Below are 17,762 nucleotides of genomic sequence, written 5' to 3' on the forward strand. Positions count from 1 at the left end.
GCCGTGAGACCCGCGAGTTTGAAGTGAACAGGTGCATCGTTTCGGCTCTGCTTCTTGTGTCTCTCTGGACGTCGGGGACGCCTGGATCAGCCCAGGGTACGACCGCATCGGCTCAAGCGAGTGGCTCCGCCAAGGTACTTCCGGTTCCGCCTTCGTCCGCAGCGCCTCCAGACGACGGCCAATGGACGATGCCGGCCAAAAATGTCGCGAGCACCCGTTACAGTGAACTCTCCGAGATCACGCCGCAGAACGTCGGGAACCTGCGCGTCACGTTCACCTTCTCGGTGGGCGTCAATCGCGGTCAGGAATCGTCACCGCTCGTGGTCGGCGGGACGATGTACGTCCTCTCGCCCTACCCCAACATCCTTTACGCACTCGACCTGACGAAGCCGGGCGCGCCCTTGAAATGGCAGTACAATCCGAAGCCCGAGGCTGCGTCCCAGGGCGTCGCATGCTGTGATGTGGTCAATCGCGGGCCGACTTTCGCGGATGGCCATGTCTTCTTCAACACCCTCGACGGCAACGTCGTCTCGGTCGATGCCGAGACCGGGCGTGAGGCGTGGAAGACGAAGGTCGGTAACATCCACATCGGCGAGACCATGACGATGGCGCCTCTCGTCGCCAGGGGCAAAGTCTTCGTCGGTAATTCAGGCGGCGAATTCGGCGTGCGCGGCTGGATCCAGGCGCTCGACCAGCAAAGCGGCAAGGTCGCCTGGAAGGCCTTCAATACGGGGCCGGACAAGGACGTGCTGATCGGGCCTGCGTTCAAGCCGTTCTACGACATGGACAAGGGCCAGGATCTCGGGGTGACGTCGTGGCCGCCCCAGGCCTGGGAGCAGGGCGGCGGCACGGTCTGGGGGTGGCTCTCCTACGACCCCGATCTCGATCTCCTCTATCACGGCACCGGCAATCCCGGTCCCTGGAACGCCGACCAGCGGCCCGGCGACAACAAGTGGACGTCCGGCATCTTCGCCCGCGAGGCGGAAACGGGTCAGGCGCGCTGGTTCTACCAGTGGAGCCCGCACGATCTCTACGATTGGGACGGGATCAACGAGCAGATCCTGCTCGACATGACCTGGCAAGGGCAGCCCAGGAAGGTGCTCGTCCGGCCGGAGCGCAACGGCTACGTCTACATCCTCGACCGGGTGACCGGCGAGGTTCTCTCGGCAAAGCCATTCCACGCCATCACGACCACGACGGGCGTCGATCTGAAAACCGGTCGTCTGCAATACATTCCCGAGAAGAAGCCCGAGATGGGCAAGGTGATGCGCGACATCTGCCCCAACGCCTCCGGTGCCAAGGACTGGAGTCCCTCGGCCTACTCTCCCAAGACCGGCCTCCTCTACATGCCGCATACCAATCTCTGCATGGACGAGGAGCACATGCAGGCGAACTACATCGCCGGCACGCCTTATCTCGGCTCCGAGACGCGGATGAAGCCGGGGCCCGGTGGCCACCGGGGCGTTTACACCGCCTGGGACGTCGCCAACGAACGTGCGGCCTGGTCGATCAAGGAAAACTTCCCGGTCTGGAGCGGAACCCTCGTCACCGCCGGCGACGTCTCCTTCTACGGGACCATGGACGGCTGGTTCAAAGCCGTGAACGCCAGGACGGGCGAGGTCGTCTGGCAGTTCAAGACCGGCTCCGGGATCATCGGGCAGCCGACCACCTATCGGGGTCCGGACGGGCGCCAGCACGTGGCGATCCTGTCCGGCGTCGGAGGCTGGCCGGGCGTCGTCGTTTCCGCCGATCTCGACCCGCGCGACGGCACCGGTGCCCTCGGCTTCCTCAACGCCATGCGAGACCTCAAGGAGGCCACCACCAAGGGGGGAATGCTCTATGATTTCGCCCTCCCATAAGAGCGGGGCAGCCCTCCTGTGCTGCTTGGCGATGGTTGCTGCATCCGGCGCACAGGCGCGTGAGCTGCGGGTCTGCGCGGATCCTAACAACCTGCCCTTCTCGAACGAGCGCGGTGAAGGGTTCGAGAACCGCATCGTCGAACTCATCGCCAGGGATCTGAAGGCGACCGTCGCCTATACGTGGTGGGCGCAGCGGCGCGGCTTCCCGCGCAACACGATCCGCGCCGGGACATGCGATCTCGTTCCCGGCATGCCGGTGGGGCTCGGGGGACTGCGTCCGACGCGGCCATATTATCGTTCCGCCTACGTCTTCGTGTCGCGTGCGGATGGGCCGGCGGTCGCCTCGCTGGACGACCCGGCCCTGGCCCGCCTCCGGATCGGGGTGCAGCTGGCCGGCAACGATGCGGCGACCACTCCGCCCGGCCAGGCCCTCGCCCGGCGCGGCTTCACCGACAACGTCCGCGGCTTCGTGCTGACCGGCGATTACGCCGAGCCCAACCCGCCGGCTCGGATCATCGACGCTGTGGCGAAGGGCGAGATCGATGTGGCGATCGCCTGGGGGCCGATGGCCGGGTATTTCGCAGCGCGATCCGATGTCCGGCTGCGAGTCACACCGGTCTCGCCGCTGATCGACGGCCCGATGCGTCCGATGGTCTTCGACATCGTCATGGGCCTGCGTCGGGAGGACGAGGCGCTCCGCCAGGAAGTCGGCGCGTCGCTCGCCGGGCGTCGCCAGCAGATCGACGCGATTCTGGCCGAGTACCACGTGCCCCGTGCCGAGGAGGCGGTCGCGCAACCCGTCGCGGCGCGATGACGGCGCGTCTGCCCGCGCTGATCCTCGTCGGCATCGTTCTGACGGCTTGCCAACGCGAGGAGCGGGAGGCTCGGCCGAGCCCGGTCGGATCGGAAAGCCAGGAGCAGGTCGCCCTCGTCGGGCTCTCGCCCGGAGAGCCCGGGCCGATGGTCCAGACCAGCGGCAAGGCCCGGCTATTCGAGGGCAACGCCTACCAGATGAGTCAGGGCAAGAAGCTGTTCACCTGGTTCAACTGCAACGGCTGCCACGGCCAGGGCGGTGGCGGCATGGGTCCCGCCCTGATGGACGATCGCTGGATCTATGGCGGCTCCATCGAGAACATCGTCCAGACGCTGCGTGAAGGGCGACCCAACGGCATGCCGTCCTTCCGGGGGCGGGCCACGGAAGACCAGATCTGGCAGCTCGCCGCCTATGTCCGGTCGATGAGCGGCAACGCTCCGGCGAGCGCAGCGCCCGCCCGGAGCGACACCCTGCATCCGCACCCTTCCGAGAACAGGACCAGCCCGAGCCCACCGGTCTCCGGCGGCATCATCCCGCCGTCCGGGCAGATGCCGCAATGAGCGCGTCGCTCCCCGCCCGGCATGGCCTGGCCCTGGTCTCCATCCTGCCTCTGACCGGCTGCAACCTCATGCAGTCCCCCCTGAACCCTGTCAGCCCCCAGGCCCGTGACCTGCTCTGGCTGTTCTGGGTCTTCACCGGAATCCTCTTCGCGATCTGGCTCGCGGTGATGCTGGCGCTGCTTGCGAGCCTGCGGGCGCGCCGCGCTCTCGATGCCGATCCGCTCGGCGTCGATCTCCGTCGCGAAAACCGGACAGCCGCCCTCGTGGCCGGACTGGCCGTCGCCACCGGGCTCGTCGTGCTGGTCCTGACCGGCCTCAGCTATGCCGGGCAGCGGCGCCTGTCCGCGTCCGAGGCCCCTGGCCTGACCATTCGGGTGCTCGGCCATCAATGGTGGTGGGAGCTCGAATACGAAGGTGCGGATCCCAGCCGCAGCTTCACCACCGCCAATGAGATTCATGTGCCGGTGGGCGTGCCGGTTCTGCTGAAGCTCGAATCGACGGACGTCATTCATTCCTTCTGGGTCCCCAGCCTAATGGGCAAGATGGACCTCATCCCCGGGCGCAGCACCACCCTCCGTTTCACCGCCGACCGTGCGGGCACTTATCGCGGCCAATGCGCCGAGTTCTGCGGCCTGCAGCACGCCAAGATGGGTATGCTGGTGATCGCCCAGGAGCCGGAGGCCTTCGGCCGCTGGCGGGACGCGCAGGTCCACCCCCGCATCGAGCCGGCGAGCGCCGCTGCCAGCGCAGGCGAGGCCGCCTTCACCGCCGCCCCCTGCTCCATGTGCCACCAGATTCGCGGGACGGGGGCCGCCGGCCGCATCGGCCCGGATCTCACGCATCTGGGCTCGCGCAGCACGCTTGGCGCCGCCACGTTGCCGATGAGCCGCGGCAATCTCGCGGCCTGGATCGTGGACCCGCACGGCATCAAGCCGGGCGTGAACATGCCTCTGGTCAAGCTCGACCCCGATCAGATCAACACCATCTCGGCTTACCTCGAGGGCCTCAAATGAGCGAGGCCACCACCGCCATCGGCGACCCGCCCGATGTGGCGCGCGAGGGCCCGCCCCTCACCGCTCGGCTTGCCCGGATATGGGGCACCCGGGAGGGGATCATCGGCTGGCTCTCCAGCGTCGACCACAAAGTGATCGGTCGCCGCTACATCGCCACTGCCTTCCTGTTCCTGTTTCTGGGCGGCCTCACCGCCATCGTGATGCGCCTGCAGCTGGCGCGGCCCGAGGGCAAGCTCGTCGGGCCCGACACCTACAACCAGCTTTTCACGATGCACGGCTCCACCATGATGTTCCTGTTCGGCGTGCCGATCGGGGAAGCCATGGCGGTCTACCTCGTGCCGCTGATGGTCGGCACCCGCAACATCGCCTTCCCGCGCCTCAACGCCTTCAGCTACTGGATCTACCTGTCGGGAGGGATGTTCCTGTGGATCTCCTTCATGCTCAACATCGGCCCCGATGTCGGCTGGTTCGCCTACGTCCCCCTGGCGGGTCCCGAATACTCGCCCGGCAAGCGCGCCGACGTCTGGGCGCAGATGATCACTTTCACGGAGCTGTCGGGACTCTGTGTGGCGGTGGAGATCATCGTCACCGTGCTCAAGCAGCGCGCGCCGGGCATGAGCCTCGACCGTATTCCGCTCTTCGTCTGGGCGCTGTTCATCAACTCCTTCATCATCATCTTCGCGTTGCCTGCGGTGATGATCGCCTCGACGTTTCTCATCCTTGACCGGCTGATCGGAACGCATCTGTTCAACCCGGCCGAGGGCGGTGACGCGCTGCTGTATCAGCACCTGTTCTGGTTCTTCGGCCACCCCGAGGTCTACATCATCTTCCTGCCGGGAACCGCTTTCGTCTCGGCCATCATCCCGACCTTCGCGCGCCGCGAGATCTTCGGTTACCTCGCCCTCGTCCTCTCTTTGGTCGCCACCGGGTTCCTCTCCTTCGGGCTGTGGGTCCACCACATGTTCACGACGGGACTCCCACAACTGGGAGCGGCCTTCTTCACCGCCTCCAGCATGCTGATCGCCGTCCCCAACGGGCTGCAGATCTTCTGCTGGATCGCGACGCTATGGGATGGACGCCCCATCTGGCGCACACCGCTCCTGTTCGTGATGGGCTTCTTCTTCATCTTCGTGGCGGGCGGCCTCTCGGGCATCATGCTCGCCTCCGTGCCGATCGATACCCAGGTGCACGACACCCACTTCGTCGTGGCGCATTTCCACTACGTGCTCATCGGCGGCAACGTCTTTCCGCTCCTCGGGGCGATCTACTACTGGTTCCCGAAATTCACCGGCCGGATGCTGTCGGAGCGACTCGGTGCCTGGAACTTCTGGCTCGCCTTCACAGGCTTCAACATCACCTTCTTTCCGATGCACATCAGCGGGCTGATGGGTATGCCGCGGCGTGTCTATACTTACGGTCCCGAGATGGGATGGGCGAACCTCCAGATGCTCTCGACGGCGGGCGCCCTCCTGTTGCTGGCGAGCTTCGTCGTCTTCTTCTGGAATGTCGTCGCGAGTCGTCGTCATGGCGCGGTGGCGGGCCCGAACCCCTGGGGCGCCAGCACGCTCGAATGGGCCACGGCCTCGCCGCCGCCACCGCAGAACTTCGACCAAATTCCCTTCGTGACCCATCGCGAGCCGCTCTGGGCGGAGCGGCAGGGACTGCCGGTGGTGACGGGACTGAGCACGCGCTACCGTGAATTGGTGGTCACCAGCGTGTCGGAGGCCGAGCCGCAACTGCGCGAGACCTCGCCCGCCCCCTCGATCTGGCCGCTGGTCGCCGCTCTCGTCGTCGGCACCACCTTCATAGGGTCGATTTTCACGCCCTACGCCGTCCTCTGGGGAGCGATCCCGATCGCCGCGGCCCTCATCGCCTGGTTCTGGCCCAAGGACACGCCGGAGGACGAGGAATGACCCTCCCCCCTCGCGACCCGCCCCCGTTTTCCGCCGTCGTGCCGACGCGCATCGTCCGCGACCTCTCGCATCTTCCAACCTATGGGTTCGGGCCCAAGAGCCCGATGTGGTGGGGCACCCTCGGCTTCTTCGTCACCGAGGGAATGGCCTTCGCACTGGCGCTGGGGACCTACTTCTACCTCGTCCAGCAGAACCAGGCTTGGCCGCTCGCACCCGTAGCGCCGGATCATTGGGCGGGCACGCTCAACACGGCATTGCTGCTGGCGAGCCTGTGGCCCAACGCCATCGTCGATCGCGATGCCCATCACGAGGATCTTCCCCGGGTCCGGCGAGGGCTGATCCTGATGTCGCTCATCGCGCTCGCCGCCCTTGGCCTGCGGCTCTACGAGTTCGCCGGTTTGGGTGTCCGCTGGGACCAGAACGCCTACGGCTCGATCACCTGGGTCCTGCTCGCGCTTCACCTGACGCATCTCGTCACCGATGCCGGCGACACCCTCGTCCTCACCGTCCTGATGTTCACGCACCATGCGAAGGGCCCCGCCAAGGGACGACGTTTCAGCGACGTCAGCGACAATGCCTTCTACTGGTATTTCGTCGTGGCCTCGTGGCTGCCGATCTACCTCGTCGTGTACTGGCTCCCCCGGTGGTGACGTCGTCCGTACGGAAACTGCTCGCGCGCGGGCTCCCATCGGCCGGCCTTTATGCGGGCCCGGCGGCCTGGCTCGTGAGCACGCAGGCGAACTACGCAATGGTCCCCTGGACCTGCGCCCATGGCCTACGGGCCGTGCCGCTCGTCGCCTTTCCGCTGATGATGTTCAGTCTCGCGGGCGCCTTTCTGTCCTGGCGAGCGTTCGGACGGTCCGGGGCGGCTGGTATCGGGACCGTTCCGATGCCCGATGCGTCGAGGGCGCCTCCCCTCGACCCGCCCGAGGGCGGACGACCACATCGCCTGGTCGCAATCATCGGAATCCTGGTCTCCCTTCTTTTCGCCCTGGTCATCGCGGTCCACGGCGTCGCCGGGATCGTGTTCGATGGATGCGAGCGATGAGCCGGCCTGCCGCCGCGATCGGCCTCGGGCTCGCCACCATGTTCCTTCCGGGCAGCGCCTCCGCTCATGGCGGCGATCTCGGCGAACTCTGGGCCACGGGCGCGGCCTGGACCAGCGATCTGCGGGTCATCCTGCCGCTCTATGGCAGCGCCATCCTGTTCCTCATCGGGACCGTCCGGTTGTGGCGCCGGGCCGGCCACGGGCGCGGTGTGCGACGCTGGCAGGTCGCGTGCTTCTGGTCGGGATGGACGGTGCTCGCCCTCGCACTGCTCTCACCGTTGCATTGGCTCGGCGAGCGCCTGTTCACGGCGCATATGATCGAGCACGAATTGCTGATGGCGATCGCCGCGCCCCTGATCGTGCTGGCGCGGCCTGGAAGCGCTATGCTCTGGGCCTTGCCCGCCCGCTGGCGCGGACCGGTCGTTCGACTGCCGCAACGGCTTGGTCTTGCGGGCGCCTGGAGCGTCGTCAGCCTACCTCTGGCGGCGACGCTCATTCATGCCGTTGCGCTCTGGGCCTGGCATATGCCGGGAGTGTACGACCTCGTTCTCGTCAGCCCGCTCGCGCATTGGCTGCAGCATGTCAGCTTCCTGATGTCGGCCCTGATGTTCTGGTGGGCCTTGTTGCGAGGACCGGCGCGCCGCCGCGGTTTTGGCGCGGCCTTCGTCTACCTGTTCCTGACGAGCCTCCATACCGGTCTGCTTGGCGTGCTGCTCACGGTCTCGCCCCGTCTCTGGTATCCACGCCAAACCGCTGCCGCCGCCGAATGGGGACTGACTCCCCTGGAGGACCAGCAGCTGGCCGGGCTCGTCATGTGGGTTCCCGCCGGTCTGGTCTATACGGCTGCCGCCTTGATCCTGATGGGGCTCTGGATACGGCACCCAAGTTCCACACGGCACCCAAGTCCCACGCGGCGATCCTATGCGACGTAGATGGATCGTCCTTGCCGCCGGTCTCGCCGCGATCGGTTCCGTGGCGGGAATCGTCGTGCATCGGATCGAGCGCGGACAAGCTCGGGTGGACCTCGCCAAGGGACTGACCGGCAGCGATCCCGCACGTGCACCGGCCCTGATGATCACCTATGGCTGTGCCGGCTGCCATGACGTTCCGGGTGTCGCAGGCCCCAGCGGCCGGGTTGGCCCGCCTCTGCGCGGGCTGGCCGAGCGCGTCTATATCGGTGGCGTGGTCACGAATACGCCCGAGAACCTCGTTCGCTGGATCGTAGACCCGAAATCCCTGAACCCGCGAACCGCGATGCCCATCACGGGAATATCGGAAACGCAGGCTCGGGACATCGCAGCCTACCTTTACGCAAACCCGTGACGAGCCGAACGGGGCTCTATCCGTGACGCGAATGGCTGCGAAGAAGCATACAACTGTTCGACGCTTAGGTCCGCCTTGCTATCGATTTGCCGTGAAGCGTCTGGGCATAAACCCGCCCGATCCGGTCGTATTCTTTAGTTACACCAGATGGCTCTGATAGCCGCGAGTTCAGTCATGACAGGGCCGGGTCGCGGGACGGCCACGACTTGGTTCATGCCAAGCATTGCACGAGTGGTATTTTCGCCCCGAAATGCTGACGCAACCGGAACCTCCATCCAGGGCTCGCACGTCGATGGCACTTGGCTCATCGCGCGCGTGCAGCCGAAGTGGCTTGAGGCATCGAAGACGGCGTCCACCGCGGGCTCGCGAATATCCTCGGGCAGCGCGCATTAATCGAGAACTGTGAGACCAAGCAGCGCCAGAATCGCGCCCGTCAGGCGGTTCTCGATCTGCCTGCGAGTGACAACAGGTCGACGGCGTTCAATCAGCTAATTCAGATACGCTCGAACTCGTCACGCACCATCCCCGTGAGGATATCGGTGATCCGGGGCGACCGCAAATTCGGCACGTGACCGATCGTGACCCGAATCGGGGGCCACCCGCAAACCAGGATCGAAGGCCTTGGGTACCCGGATCTGGAAGACAGGGCCCCGCCCATGGCGGGTAAGGTGACGGCTCGGCACGCGCGTGCAATCCCGTATACATGACGGGCAGAGACACTTTTCGGGGAGGAGCTCACCTAGGCGAGAAGACTTGGCGGAGAGGGGGGGATTCGCCGCCCCCACCCTTAATGCCCTATAAACAAACGGCTTCTTCATGCGCTCAATGCAAGCTTCGTAGCAGCGTTTCGGTGCAACCGTCAAACCCGCAATGTGCCGGGGAGGCATGGTTGACGAGCGGCAGAACCCGTGAGCCCAGGCCTAACAGTATTCATAACGCGAAACGTCTGGGCAGAACGTGGAATTCGAATGAGGGTCCCCCGGATCTTGGTCCGGTTGAAAGGTGGGCCTCCGGGTCTCATTCGGCGGCCTGCTGGGCCGCCGCCAAGGCAAATTCCTGGGGCGTCAGCCACCCCAGGGCTATGTCAGGACGGCTCTCGTTGTACTGCCGCTGCCACGTCTCGATCTTGCTCCTTGCGTCGGCCAACGACACGAACCAGTTCGCGTTCAGGCACTCGTCGCGCAAACCGTTGAACGACTAGACCAGCGCGTTGTCGGTCAGCTTGCCAAGCCGCGAGAAGTCCAGCGTGATGCCCTTCTCATAGGCCAGCGGTCGAGCGCCTTCCTGACGAACTCAGGCCCGTTATCGACCTGTATCGCGTGCGGCCCTCCGCGCAGCAGTTCCCCCAACCCTCGAAAATAGGTCGCATCGGCATCTCCCCGCCCAGCGCTAGGTCATGGTCATGGATCGCAGTTTCCCAATGACTCGTGCCGCCGGGCTCGAAAGCCTCGCCACCTTCATCGCACATGAAGGTGGCGAGTATGCCGGGTCCCGCAATTTCGACCTTGGGCCCGAAGGGGGGTCCACGACCTCGGCGCTTTCACCTTACCTGCGTCGGCGCCTGATCACCGAGGCCGAGGTCGTTGGTGCGGCCGTCGTTGCCTTCGGCGACGAGGGGGCCGAGAAGTTCGTCAGCGAGGTGTTCTGGCGGACCTACTTAAAGGGGCATTTGGAAACCCACCCCGCCGCCTGGACAGGCTACCTTGCGCTGACCGCTGAGGGTCATGAGCGCCTTGCCGCCGAACAGGGCCTACGGCGGACCTATGAGGCTGCGGTCGAAGGCCGGAGCGGCATTGATTGCTTTGATGCCTGGGCGCACGAACTCGTTGAGACTGGCTGGCTCCACAACCACGCACGTATGTGGTTCGCCTCTATCTGGATCTTCACCCTCCGCCTGCCCTGGGCTCTCGGTGCCGAGTTCTTCATGCGCCACCTCGTCGATGGCGATCCGGCCACCAATACGCTCTCCTGGCGCTGGGTTGCCGGCCTGCACACCCGGGGCAAGCACTACGTTGCCCGCGCCGAGAATATCCGTCGCTATACTGATGGACGCTTCGACCCGGTTGGCCTCGATGAGTACCCCGACGCCCTCGACGAGCCGATGCCGCCCCGAGAAATGCCGTTGCCGCTGGTCGATGCCATGCCCAACAGCGAGGTCGCGCTCCTCCTGCACCTCGACGACCTGCACCCGGAGAGCCTCTGCCTTGGCACCGCGCGGGTCGTCCGTATCGGTGGGCTCGTTGCCCATGCCGAGAGCGCCTCAGACCGGGTCAAGGCCGCGGATGAAGCCGCGATGGCGGATGCCCTAGCGCGAGCCGAACCCCTTTTCGGATGCCCGGCTGGCCTTGCTGTTAGTGGTTGGGCGGACAGCCTACCAGTCGTGACCGCCTGGGCACCGGTCGGGCCATCCGCCACGGCGCTACCAGAGGGTTGCCTGCGCCTACGACGGGCCTGGGACGAGGCAGCCTGGCCGTTGTCGAATCGAGGCTATTCCCGGATGCGGAAAGCTATCCCTCAGCTCTTACTGCGTTAACTCGCTGAACGTTTTGGCGAAGTCGCGCGGTGCGCTCGTCTTGAGGGTCCGCTTTCGGAGCGGAGGTTGAGGGAGCGGTCGTGATTGTGCCGGAACGGCGCTCCGCCGAAGCGACCACAAATGTCGCGAGGACAGCGGCAGCTGCATCCTCGGCTAGGCCCTTGGAGCGACCCGCCGTCGTACGTGAGTCTGGCCCCCGCATGGCTCGCCCAAGGAGCGTGCCGGCAATCGTGCCTGCCACCCCAGCCATTGCTCCGGTTTTTGGCGATGCCCTTTGCCCAGCCAATGCCCACCCGCCAACCGTACCAATGCATAGCCGTAATGCGAACGACGGAGGGATGCGCCGGTCAGGTGCGAACGGCATTTTGTCGCCCGCCATTTCGGCCAGTGCTGCCGCTGTCGCAACTGCGCGCGAGCCTGGACCATGGGGAATGGGTACATCCCGCGTTCGCCCTTGGGATGCCGCCCAGCTCAGGGCAGCGCACGCGGACATGCTCCGCATCCCAGCCACAATTCCAATACCGAACGAAGATCCGTATCTCTGCACCCGATAAGCTCCCCTTACCCGCAAAACACGACTAAGAGAGCAAAACGGTAACTGCAGGGGATGTTCCAGGCAGCGCTGACCACAACCAGGAATAGACCTTCCACAGGTCGCTGCCGGACTGAATGTAGTTCGGTCAGATGCCGTACATAGTGGTAGGGGGGTGTTAAGCTGCGCGATTCATTGGTGGGGAATGATGCACGCAATCGTAAGTGAAGCCGAACGGCTCGCATGCCTCAGGGGCCTCGGCATCCTCGACACGCCGCCCGAGCATGAGTTCGACACCCTGGTACGGACTGCCGGGCAAGTGCTGGAATGTCCCATCGCCCTTGTTACGATGGTGGATGAGAACCGGCAGTGGTTCAAAGCCGTTTGCGGACTGAGTATCGACGGTACCCCGCGTGAGGACGCGTTCTGCACTCATGCACTCAAGGCCAACGACCTGCTTGTCGTGTCCGATGCAACAGTCGATTCGCGCTTTGCCCATAATCCCCTTGTGACGGGGGACCCGCACATTCGCTTCTATGCCGGCATGCCAATTCGCGTCGAACGCCCGCACGGTGCCGGCCCCATCGCTGTGGCTACGCTCTGCGTTATCGACCGTCAGCCGCGGGAACTGGATGAGGCTGGCATGACGGTTCTGCGGGACCTCGCGCGGCTTGCCGAAGCCCTACTGACAGCCCGCAGCAATACCTTCGCGCTCGTCCGGCTCGCGGAAGAGCGCCGTCGGACACTGGAAGCACTTGACCGGAGCAACCGCCAGCTTCGTCAGGCAGAACGGATGGCCCGGATCGGCTCGTGGAGACTCTGCCTTCGCACGAAGGTCATGGCCTACTCGGATCAGACCTATGCCATTCATGGAATGCCAGTGGGCAACGAAGTGTCCCTGGAAGCAGTCCTCGATTTCTACTCGGCACAAGGACGCATCATGATCGAGACGGCGGTCTCGCGCGCAATCTCGAGCGGTGAGTCCTTCGACATCGAGAGCGACTTTTGTAATGCTCAAGGCGAGGCCTTGCGCGTGCGTTTAAAGGGCGAACTGGAATTCCGTGCTGATGCGGCGGTGGCCCTGATTGGGGTGCTTCAGGACATCACAGACCGGCACGCCATGGAGCAGGCCCTTCGCCACGCCGCTCAGACCGATGACCTTACGGGCCTTGCCAGCCGAAGCCGCCTCAACCTGTTTCTCGATGAGCGAATTCGGCTGGTACGCGAGAATGATAGTGGCTTCGTCCTTCTGCTCATCGACCTCGACCACTTCAAGGCCGTAAATGACGCCTGTGGGCATCCTGCCGGCGACGACGTCCTACGAGTGATGGCCGAGAAGCTCCAGGCCTCCTGCGGAGCGGACGGGCTTGCGGCTCGGCTAGGCGGCGACGAGTTCGCTCTCGTCTTGTCCGAGAGCCTTAACGATGCCGAATTAAAACGGCGCCTCGGGCATCTCCTCGCCACGTTACGCCACGATGTAGAAACGGAAGCACGCGTCATCACCGTGTCGGCCACGATCGGGGCCTGCCACTTTAACGTGACAATCGCGAGCCGCAGCGGCTTGATGAAACGGGCCGACGAAGCTCTCTACCGGGCCAAGAACCACCAACGCGGGTCCGCTGCCGTCTCCGGTGAGGGGCGCGCAATCGTTCCGCACGACATGCTGCGCTCAGAACAAAGAGCGGGCAGGCACTAGCCGGCATCATGCTGGTAGACCTCGGGCTACTCGAAGGGTCCCGGACCAACGCCTTCTCTTCCCTTGGTCCTTCAGCTTCTAGCGACCACATTCGACCCTTGGCAGGTTCTGGAAAGTCCGCTTCCAGGCCGCAGAGCGGGACAGAGGGTACGACAGGAACGGGTGGAAAGCGGTGCGACTGCTTTTGTCGCTGGAAGCTCCAAGCGGACATCAACACCGTCCACTCGTAGCAGTAGTCCGAGCGTCTGATCGCCGAATGGCAGGCAGAAACGTTTCGGGAATCGCAGTCGTCAATCCGATCCGTTCGCTAGCCCAAGGAAATGGCCCGATCGAAGCTCGATGTCCGCCCCGTGCTCGGCGGCGAGCTTCGCCATTCGCGGATGGTGTCCCTTGCGGATGCCCGTCGTCATGGCCGAACGCGCCGCTGGCGGGCGATGACGAACGTCGGCACCAGGGCGGTCATGGACATCCTGGCGTCCCACGCCGATCGAATCGCGGACGCGGGTATGCGTGGGACAGGCGCCTAGACGCGGGTGACCGTAACAAAGACTGTGAACTCTCACAACGCGTGCTGATCTCGGCGGAGCTTCGCGCTAGAAAGTTTATAGGGGCGTCGAATAACGACCCCGTGAGGAGGACGCGCATGCTCCGCTTGAGCCAGTGGATTGACGTGCTCAATGAGCGGATCGGTAAGGCTGCCGCGTGGGCGATCGTGGCTGCAGTGATCGTGTCCACCCTGAACGCGATCGTGCGCAAGCTGTTCGGCACCTCCTCGAACGCGTGGCTCGAACTGCAATGGTACCTGTTCGGCGCCGTGTTCATGTTGTGCGCCGCCTGGACACTCAAGGACAACGAGCATATCCGCATCGACATCGTGTCAAGCCGGCTCTCGAAGCGTGGCCGCGACCTCGTCGACGTCTTCGGGCACCTGTTCTTCCTGCTGCCTTTCCTGGTGGTGATGATCTGGCTGACGACGCCGTTCTTCTTGAACTCCTTTAATTCCGCCGAAGTCTCCACCAACGCCGGTGGATTGCTGATCTGGCCGGCAAAGGGGCTGATCCTCGTCGGCTTCTTCCTGCTCGGGCTGCAGTGGCTCTCCGAACTGACCAAGCGCCTGCTGATCCTCGCCGGCCGGATCGAGGATACGACGAGCGCGGGCGGTCACCACGCCGCCGCCGAGTCGGAGGCCGAGCGCCTCGTGGCGGAGCTCGCGGGCGAGCCGGCGAAGGCGGCTTTCGAGGCCGATCCGAAGGCGGGCCCTAAACCCGCGCCGAAGGCAGTCCCGTAAGCCTGCCCCACCGACACGTCCGTCCCCAGCTCTCGAACCCACCAAGGTCCGATGTTCGCCGAGTTGATCGCCCACAACCTCGCGCCGATCATGTTCGCGACGCTCGTCGTGTTCCTGCTTCTCGGCTATCCGGTCGCCTTCGCGCTCGCCGCCAACGGCCTGCTATTCTTCGTGGTGGCAGTCGAACTCGCGCCCTACGCGCCTGACACGATCAGCCTGTCCTGGCCGCTGCTTCAAGCCCTGCCGGAGCGCGTCTTCGGGGTGATGTCGAACGAAGTGCTGCTGGCGGTCCCGTTCTTCACCTTCATGGGGCTGGTGCTCGAACGCTCCGGCATGGCCGAGGATCTGCTCGACACGATCGGCCAGCTCTTCGGGACCATTCGCGGCGGTCTCGCCTACGCTGTGATCTTCGTCGGCGCGCTTCTCGCCGCCACCACCGGCGTGGTCGCGGCCTCGGTGATCTCGATGGGCCTCATCTCGCTGCCGATCATGCTGCGCTACGGCTATGACCGGCGCGTCGCCACCGGCGTGATCGCGGCCTCGGGCACACTCGCGCAGATCATCCCACCCTCCCTGGTGCTGATCGTCATGGCCGACCAGCTCGGCCGATCGGTGGGCGACATGTACGAGGGCGCCTTCGTTCCCGGTCTCGTCCTCTCGGCGATGTATGCCGGTTACGTCCTCCTCGTTACCCTGATCTGGCCAAAGGCCGCACCTGGCCTGCCCCGGGACGCGATCGGCTACCGTGAGGCGAACGGTGCCCGAGGCGTCTGGCAGCTTGGAATCCTCGTCCTGTTCTCCGCCCTGATCGGCATGGCGGTGATGACCCAGACCGGCACCAAGGGCGGCGCCGATTACGTCATCCTGACGATCTGCATCGCCACCGTGGTCGCGCTGGTCTGCGCAGTGATGAACCGCTTCCTCGGCGCGCAGCGCGTCGTTGCATCCGCGCTGCTGGCACTGGCCCTCGTCGCGCTCAGTGTCTACCTGCGGGCCAACGATGGCGGTACCTGGGGCCTGCTCCTCGAACTCGTCGCGGCCGGCGCGCTGTACGCACTGGTCGTTGGGGTCGTAGAGCGCCTGACCGGCCTGCGCCTGATCTCCCGCATGGCCCAGCAGGTCACCTTCGTCATGGTGCCGCCGCTGCTGCTGATCTTCCTCGTGCTGGGCACGATCTTCATCGGCATCGCGACCCCCACCGAGGGCGGCGCCATGGGCGCGGTCGGCTCCCTCGTGCTCGCGGGCATCAAGCGCCTACTTGACCGCAACCCGGCGCGCCTGAACCTCTCCCTGGTGAAGCAGGCCACGGAATCCACCGCCAAGCTCTCGACCTTCGTGCTGTTCATCTTGATCGGCGCGCGCGTGTTCTCGCTGACCTTCTATGGCGTCAACGGCCACGTCTGGGTCGAGCACCTGCTCACCAACCTGCCGGGCGGCCAGGTCGGGTTCCTGATCTTCGTCAACATCCTGATCTTCCTGCTCGCCTTCTTCCTCGACTTCTTCGAGCTGGCCTTCATCATCATCCCGCTAATCGGACCGGCGGCGGACAAGCTCGGCATCGACCTTATCTGGCTCGGCGTGATGCTCGGGGTGAATATGCAGACGAGCTTCATGCACCCGCCCTTCGGCTTCGCGCTGTTCTACCTGCGCTCGGTCGCTGCCAAGGTGCCCTATCTCGACCGCGTCACCGGCAAGCGCATGGAGCCCATCACCACGGGCCAGATCTACTATGGGGCGATCCCCTTCGTGATCATTCAATGCATCATGGTCGCCCTGGTGATCCTCTTCCCTGGAATGGTCACGCACTACAAGTCGAGCGGCACCAAGGTCGATCCGGCCGCGGTGCAGCAGCAGCTCGACAATCTTCAGGGACTGGGCGCCGGTCCCGGCGACGATGCGCCGCCCATCGATCTGGGCCCACCGAAGATGGAGTGATCGGCCTCGCAGGCTGACCCGCGCGGAGGAGTGAGATCTCCACCGCAGAGGTGCAACGAAGAAACGAATGGAGGAAACAATGAAGAGACGCGAATTTCTGAAGAATGCCGGTCTCGGCGCGGTCGCAGCCGGTAGCATCGCCGCCCCCGCCATCGCCCAGTCGGCACCCGAAATCCGCTGGCGCCTAAGCTCCGGCTTTCCGAAATCCCTAGACACGATCTACGGCGCGGCCGACGTGCTCGCGAAATTCGTCTCCGATGCCACGGACGGCAAGTTTGTGATTCAGCCCTTCGCTGCGGGCGAAATCGTCGGCACCTTTCAGGCGGCGGATGCGGTCAGCAACGGGACCGTCGAGATGGTTCACACCGCCGGATATTACTACGTGGGCAAGGATCCGACCTTCGCCCTTGGGGCCGCTGTCCCCTTCGGCTTGAACAGCCGTCAGCAGAACGCGTGGCTCTATCACGGAGGCGGCAACGAGATCGTCAACGAGTTCATGGCAAAGCAGAACATCTATGCGCTGCCCGGCGGCAACACCGGCACGCAGATGGGCGGCTGGTTCCGCAAGGAGGTCAAGACGGTCGCCGACCTGCAAGGCCTGAAGATGCGCATCGCCGGCATCGCCGGGCAGGTCATGGCCAAGCTCGGGGCCGTGCCGCAGCAGGTCGCAGGCGGCGACATCTACCCGGCGCTAGAGCGCGGAACCATCGACGCTGCAGAATGGATCGGCCCCTACGATGACGAGAAGCTCGGCTTCAACAAGGTGGCGCCATTCTATTACTATCCTGGCTGGTGGGAAGGCGGTCTGACACTGCACTTCTACATCAACAAAGCGAAGTGGGAGAGCTTGCCCAAGAACTACCAGGCCATCCTACAGGCCGCCGCGATGGCGGCCAATGTCGACATGCTGGCCAAATACGACGCCAGGAACCCGGCCGCTTTGCGCCGCCTCATCGGCACCGGAGCCCAGCTCCGGCCCTATTCGAACGAAATCATGGAAGCCGCCCTGAAGGCCACGAACGAGGTCTACGCCGAGATCTCGGCCAAGAACCTCGATTTCAAGAAGGGCATCGACGCTTTGCGTGCCTTCCGCGGCGAAGAATACCTCTGGTTCCAGGTTGCGGAGTATACCTACGACAGCTTCATGATTCGGAACCGAACCAAGAACTAACATGGGACCCGGCCTGCACGACCGCCACGACGTGCTGGCTAGGTTCTCCTGAACAGTGATTATCGAGGTAGGATTTC

The 17,762-nt window shown here is 64.7% G+C and carries 14 protein-coding genes and 2 pseudogenes; 14 read left to right on the plus strand and 2 right to left on the minus strand.

Going from position 1 to position 17,762, the window contains the following annotated elements; translation table 11 throughout:
• The first annotated feature begins 23 nt into the window (after positions 1-23).
• The 9 genes from AC0IXR_RS23515 (at position 24) to AC0IXR_RS23555 (ending at position 8,530) form a co-directional block, all read left to right on the plus strand.
• Positions 24-1,859 (plus strand): methanol/ethanol family PQQ-dependent dehydrogenase, encoded by a 1,836-nt coding sequence (locus AC0IXR_RS23515; RefSeq protein ID WP_471762376.1) that lies wholly within the window; start codon positions 24-26, stop codon positions 1,857-1,859.
• The gene (locus tag AC0IXR_RS23520; RefSeq protein WP_471762377.1) at positions 1,840-2,673 is read left to right on the plus strand and encodes a substrate-binding domain-containing protein; all 834 of its coding nucleotides are present in this window, start codon (positions 1,840-1,842) and stop codon (positions 2,671-2,673) included. The genes AC0IXR_RS23515 and AC0IXR_RS23520 overlap by 20 nt, the downstream gene beginning before the upstream one ends.
• A complete protein-coding gene (locus AC0IXR_RS23525) occupies positions 2,670-3,233 on the plus strand; it encodes a c-type cytochrome (RefSeq protein ID WP_471762378.1) in 564 nt (187 codons plus the stop codon). Before AC0IXR_RS23520 ends, AC0IXR_RS23525 begins: the two co-directional genes overlap by 4 nt.
• The gene (gene coxB / locus AC0IXR_RS23530; protein ID WP_419951332.1) at positions 3,230-4,246 is read left to right on the plus strand and encodes a cytochrome c oxidase subunit II; all 1,017 of its coding nucleotides are present in this window, start codon (positions 3,230-3,232) and stop codon (positions 4,244-4,246) included. The genes AC0IXR_RS23525 and coxB overlap by 4 nt, the downstream gene beginning before the upstream one ends.
• On the plus strand, positions 4,243-6,159 hold the full coding sequence (gene ctaD / locus AC0IXR_RS23535) for a cytochrome c oxidase subunit I (protein WP_471762380.1): 1,917 nt from the start codon (positions 4,243-4,245) through the stop codon (positions 6,157-6,159). The genes coxB and ctaD overlap by 4 nt, the downstream gene beginning before the upstream one ends.
• Positions 6,156-6,809 carry a cytochrome c oxidase subunit 3 gene (locus AC0IXR_RS23540; RefSeq protein ID WP_471762381.1) on the plus strand — a complete coding sequence of 218 codons (654 nt, stop codon included), beginning with the start codon at positions 6,156-6,158 and terminating at the stop codon, positions 6,807-6,809. Before ctaD ends, AC0IXR_RS23540 begins: the two co-directional genes overlap by 4 nt.
• Before the next feature lie 74 nt (positions 6,810-6,883).
• The gene (locus AC0IXR_RS23545) at positions 6,884-7,207 is read left to right on the plus strand and encodes a hypothetical protein (protein WP_471762382.1); all 324 of its coding nucleotides are present in this window, start codon (positions 6,884-6,886) and stop codon (positions 7,205-7,207) included.
• Positions 7,204-8,139, plus strand: a complete 936-nt coding sequence (locus AC0IXR_RS23550; RefSeq protein ID WP_471762383.1) for a cytochrome c oxidase assembly protein — start codon at positions 7,204-7,206, stop codon at positions 8,137-8,139. The genes AC0IXR_RS23545 and AC0IXR_RS23550 overlap by 4 nt, the downstream gene beginning before the upstream one ends.
• Positions 8,129-8,530, plus strand: a complete 402-nt coding sequence (locus AC0IXR_RS23555) for a c-type cytochrome (RefSeq protein ID WP_471762384.1) — start codon at positions 8,129-8,131, stop codon at positions 8,528-8,530. Before AC0IXR_RS23550 ends, AC0IXR_RS23555 begins: the two co-directional genes overlap by 11 nt.
• Positions 8,531-9,547: 1,017 nt before the next feature.
• Here the strand turns inward: AC0IXR_RS23555 and AC0IXR_RS23560 are convergent.
• A pseudogene (locus tag AC0IXR_RS23560) lies at positions 9,548-9,870 on the minus strand (integrase core domain-containing protein); the annotation flags it as partial.
• Between the two features lie 80 nt (positions 9,871-9,950).
• Here AC0IXR_RS23560 and AC0IXR_RS23565 point away from each other — a divergent pair.
• Positions 9,951-11,063, plus strand: coding sequence for an FAD-binding domain-containing protein (locus tag AC0IXR_RS23565; protein ID WP_471762386.1), 1,113 nt, complete (start codon positions 9,951-9,953; stop codon positions 11,061-11,063).
• A gap of 94 nt (positions 11,064-11,157) precedes the next feature.
• Here AC0IXR_RS23565 and AC0IXR_RS23570 read toward each other — a convergent pair.
• Positions 11,158-11,610, minus strand: a pseudogene (locus AC0IXR_RS23570) (hypothetical protein); the annotation flags it as partial.
• Between the two features lie 190 nt (positions 11,611-11,800).
• Here AC0IXR_RS23570 and AC0IXR_RS23575 point away from each other — a divergent pair.
• From AC0IXR_RS23575 to AC0IXR_RS23590, 4 genes are all read left to right on the plus strand, one after another.
• Positions 11,801-13,291: a diguanylate cyclase domain-containing protein gene (locus AC0IXR_RS23575; RefSeq protein WP_471762387.1), complete on the plus strand. Its 1,491-nt coding sequence runs from the start codon at positions 11,801-11,803 to the stop codon at positions 13,289-13,291.
• Between the two features lie 568 nt (positions 13,292-13,859).
• The gene (locus AC0IXR_RS23580; RefSeq protein ID WP_471762388.1) at positions 13,860-14,579 is read left to right on the plus strand and encodes a TRAP transporter small permease subunit; all 720 of its coding nucleotides are present in this window, start codon (positions 13,860-13,862) and stop codon (positions 14,577-14,579) included.
• Between the two features lie 51 nt (positions 14,580-14,630).
• Complete coding sequence (locus AC0IXR_RS23585; protein ID WP_471762389.1) at positions 14,631-16,514, plus strand: TRAP transporter large permease; 1,884 nt, start codon at positions 14,631-14,633, stop codon at positions 16,512-16,514.
• A 79-nt stretch (positions 16,515-16,593) separates the two neighbouring features.
• The gene (locus AC0IXR_RS23590; RefSeq protein WP_471762390.1) at positions 16,594-17,685 is read left to right on the plus strand and encodes a TRAP transporter substrate-binding protein; all 1,092 of its coding nucleotides are present in this window, start codon (positions 16,594-16,596) and stop codon (positions 17,683-17,685) included.
• Positions 17,686-17,762 lie beyond the last annotated feature (77 nt).

Source organism: Methylobacterium sp. AC832, from assembly GCF_979256025.1.

Excerpts from the sequence above, each read along its gene's own strand:
- AC0IXR_RS23555 (WP_471762384.1), top strand. The coding sequence starts at position 8,129 with ATGCGACGTAGATGGATCGTCCTTGCCGCCGGTCTCGCCGCGATCGGT.
- AC0IXR_RS23550 (WP_471762383.1), top strand. The coding sequence starts at position 7,204 with ATGAGCCGGCCTGCCGCCGCGATCGGCCTCGGGCTCGCCACCATGTTC.
- AC0IXR_RS23540 (WP_471762381.1), top strand. The coding sequence starts at position 6,156 with ATGACCCTCCCCCCTCGCGACCCGCCCCCGTTTTCCGCCGTCGTGCCG.
- ctaD (WP_471762380.1), top strand. The coding sequence starts at position 4,243 with ATGAGCGAGGCCACCACCGCCATCGGCGACCCGCCCGATGTGGCGCGC.
- AC0IXR_RS23520 (WP_471762377.1), top strand. The coding sequence starts at position 1,840 with ATGATTTCGCCCTCCCATAAGAGCGGGGCAGCCCTCCTGTGCTGCTTG.
- AC0IXR_RS23590 (WP_471762390.1), top strand. The coding sequence starts at position 16,594 with ATGAAGAGACGCGAATTTCTGAAGAATGCCGGTCTCGGCGCGGTCGCA.
- coxB (WP_419951332.1), top strand. The coding sequence starts at position 3,230 with ATGAGCGCGTCGCTCCCCGCCCGGCATGGCCTGGCCCTGGTCTCCATC.
- AC0IXR_RS23565 (WP_471762386.1), top strand. The coding sequence starts at position 9,951 with ATGACTCGTGCCGCCGGGCTCGAAAGCCTCGCCACCTTCATCGCACAT.
- AC0IXR_RS23585 (WP_471762389.1), top strand. The coding sequence starts at position 14,631 with ATGTTCGCCGAGTTGATCGCCCACAACCTCGCGCCGATCATGTTCGCG.
- AC0IXR_RS23525 (WP_471762378.1), top strand. The coding sequence starts at position 2,670 with ATGACGGCGCGTCTGCCCGCGCTGATCCTCGTCGGCATCGTTCTGACG.
- AC0IXR_RS23575 (WP_471762387.1), top strand. The coding sequence starts at position 11,801 with ATGATGCACGCAATCGTAAGTGAAGCCGAACGGCTCGCATGCCTCAGG.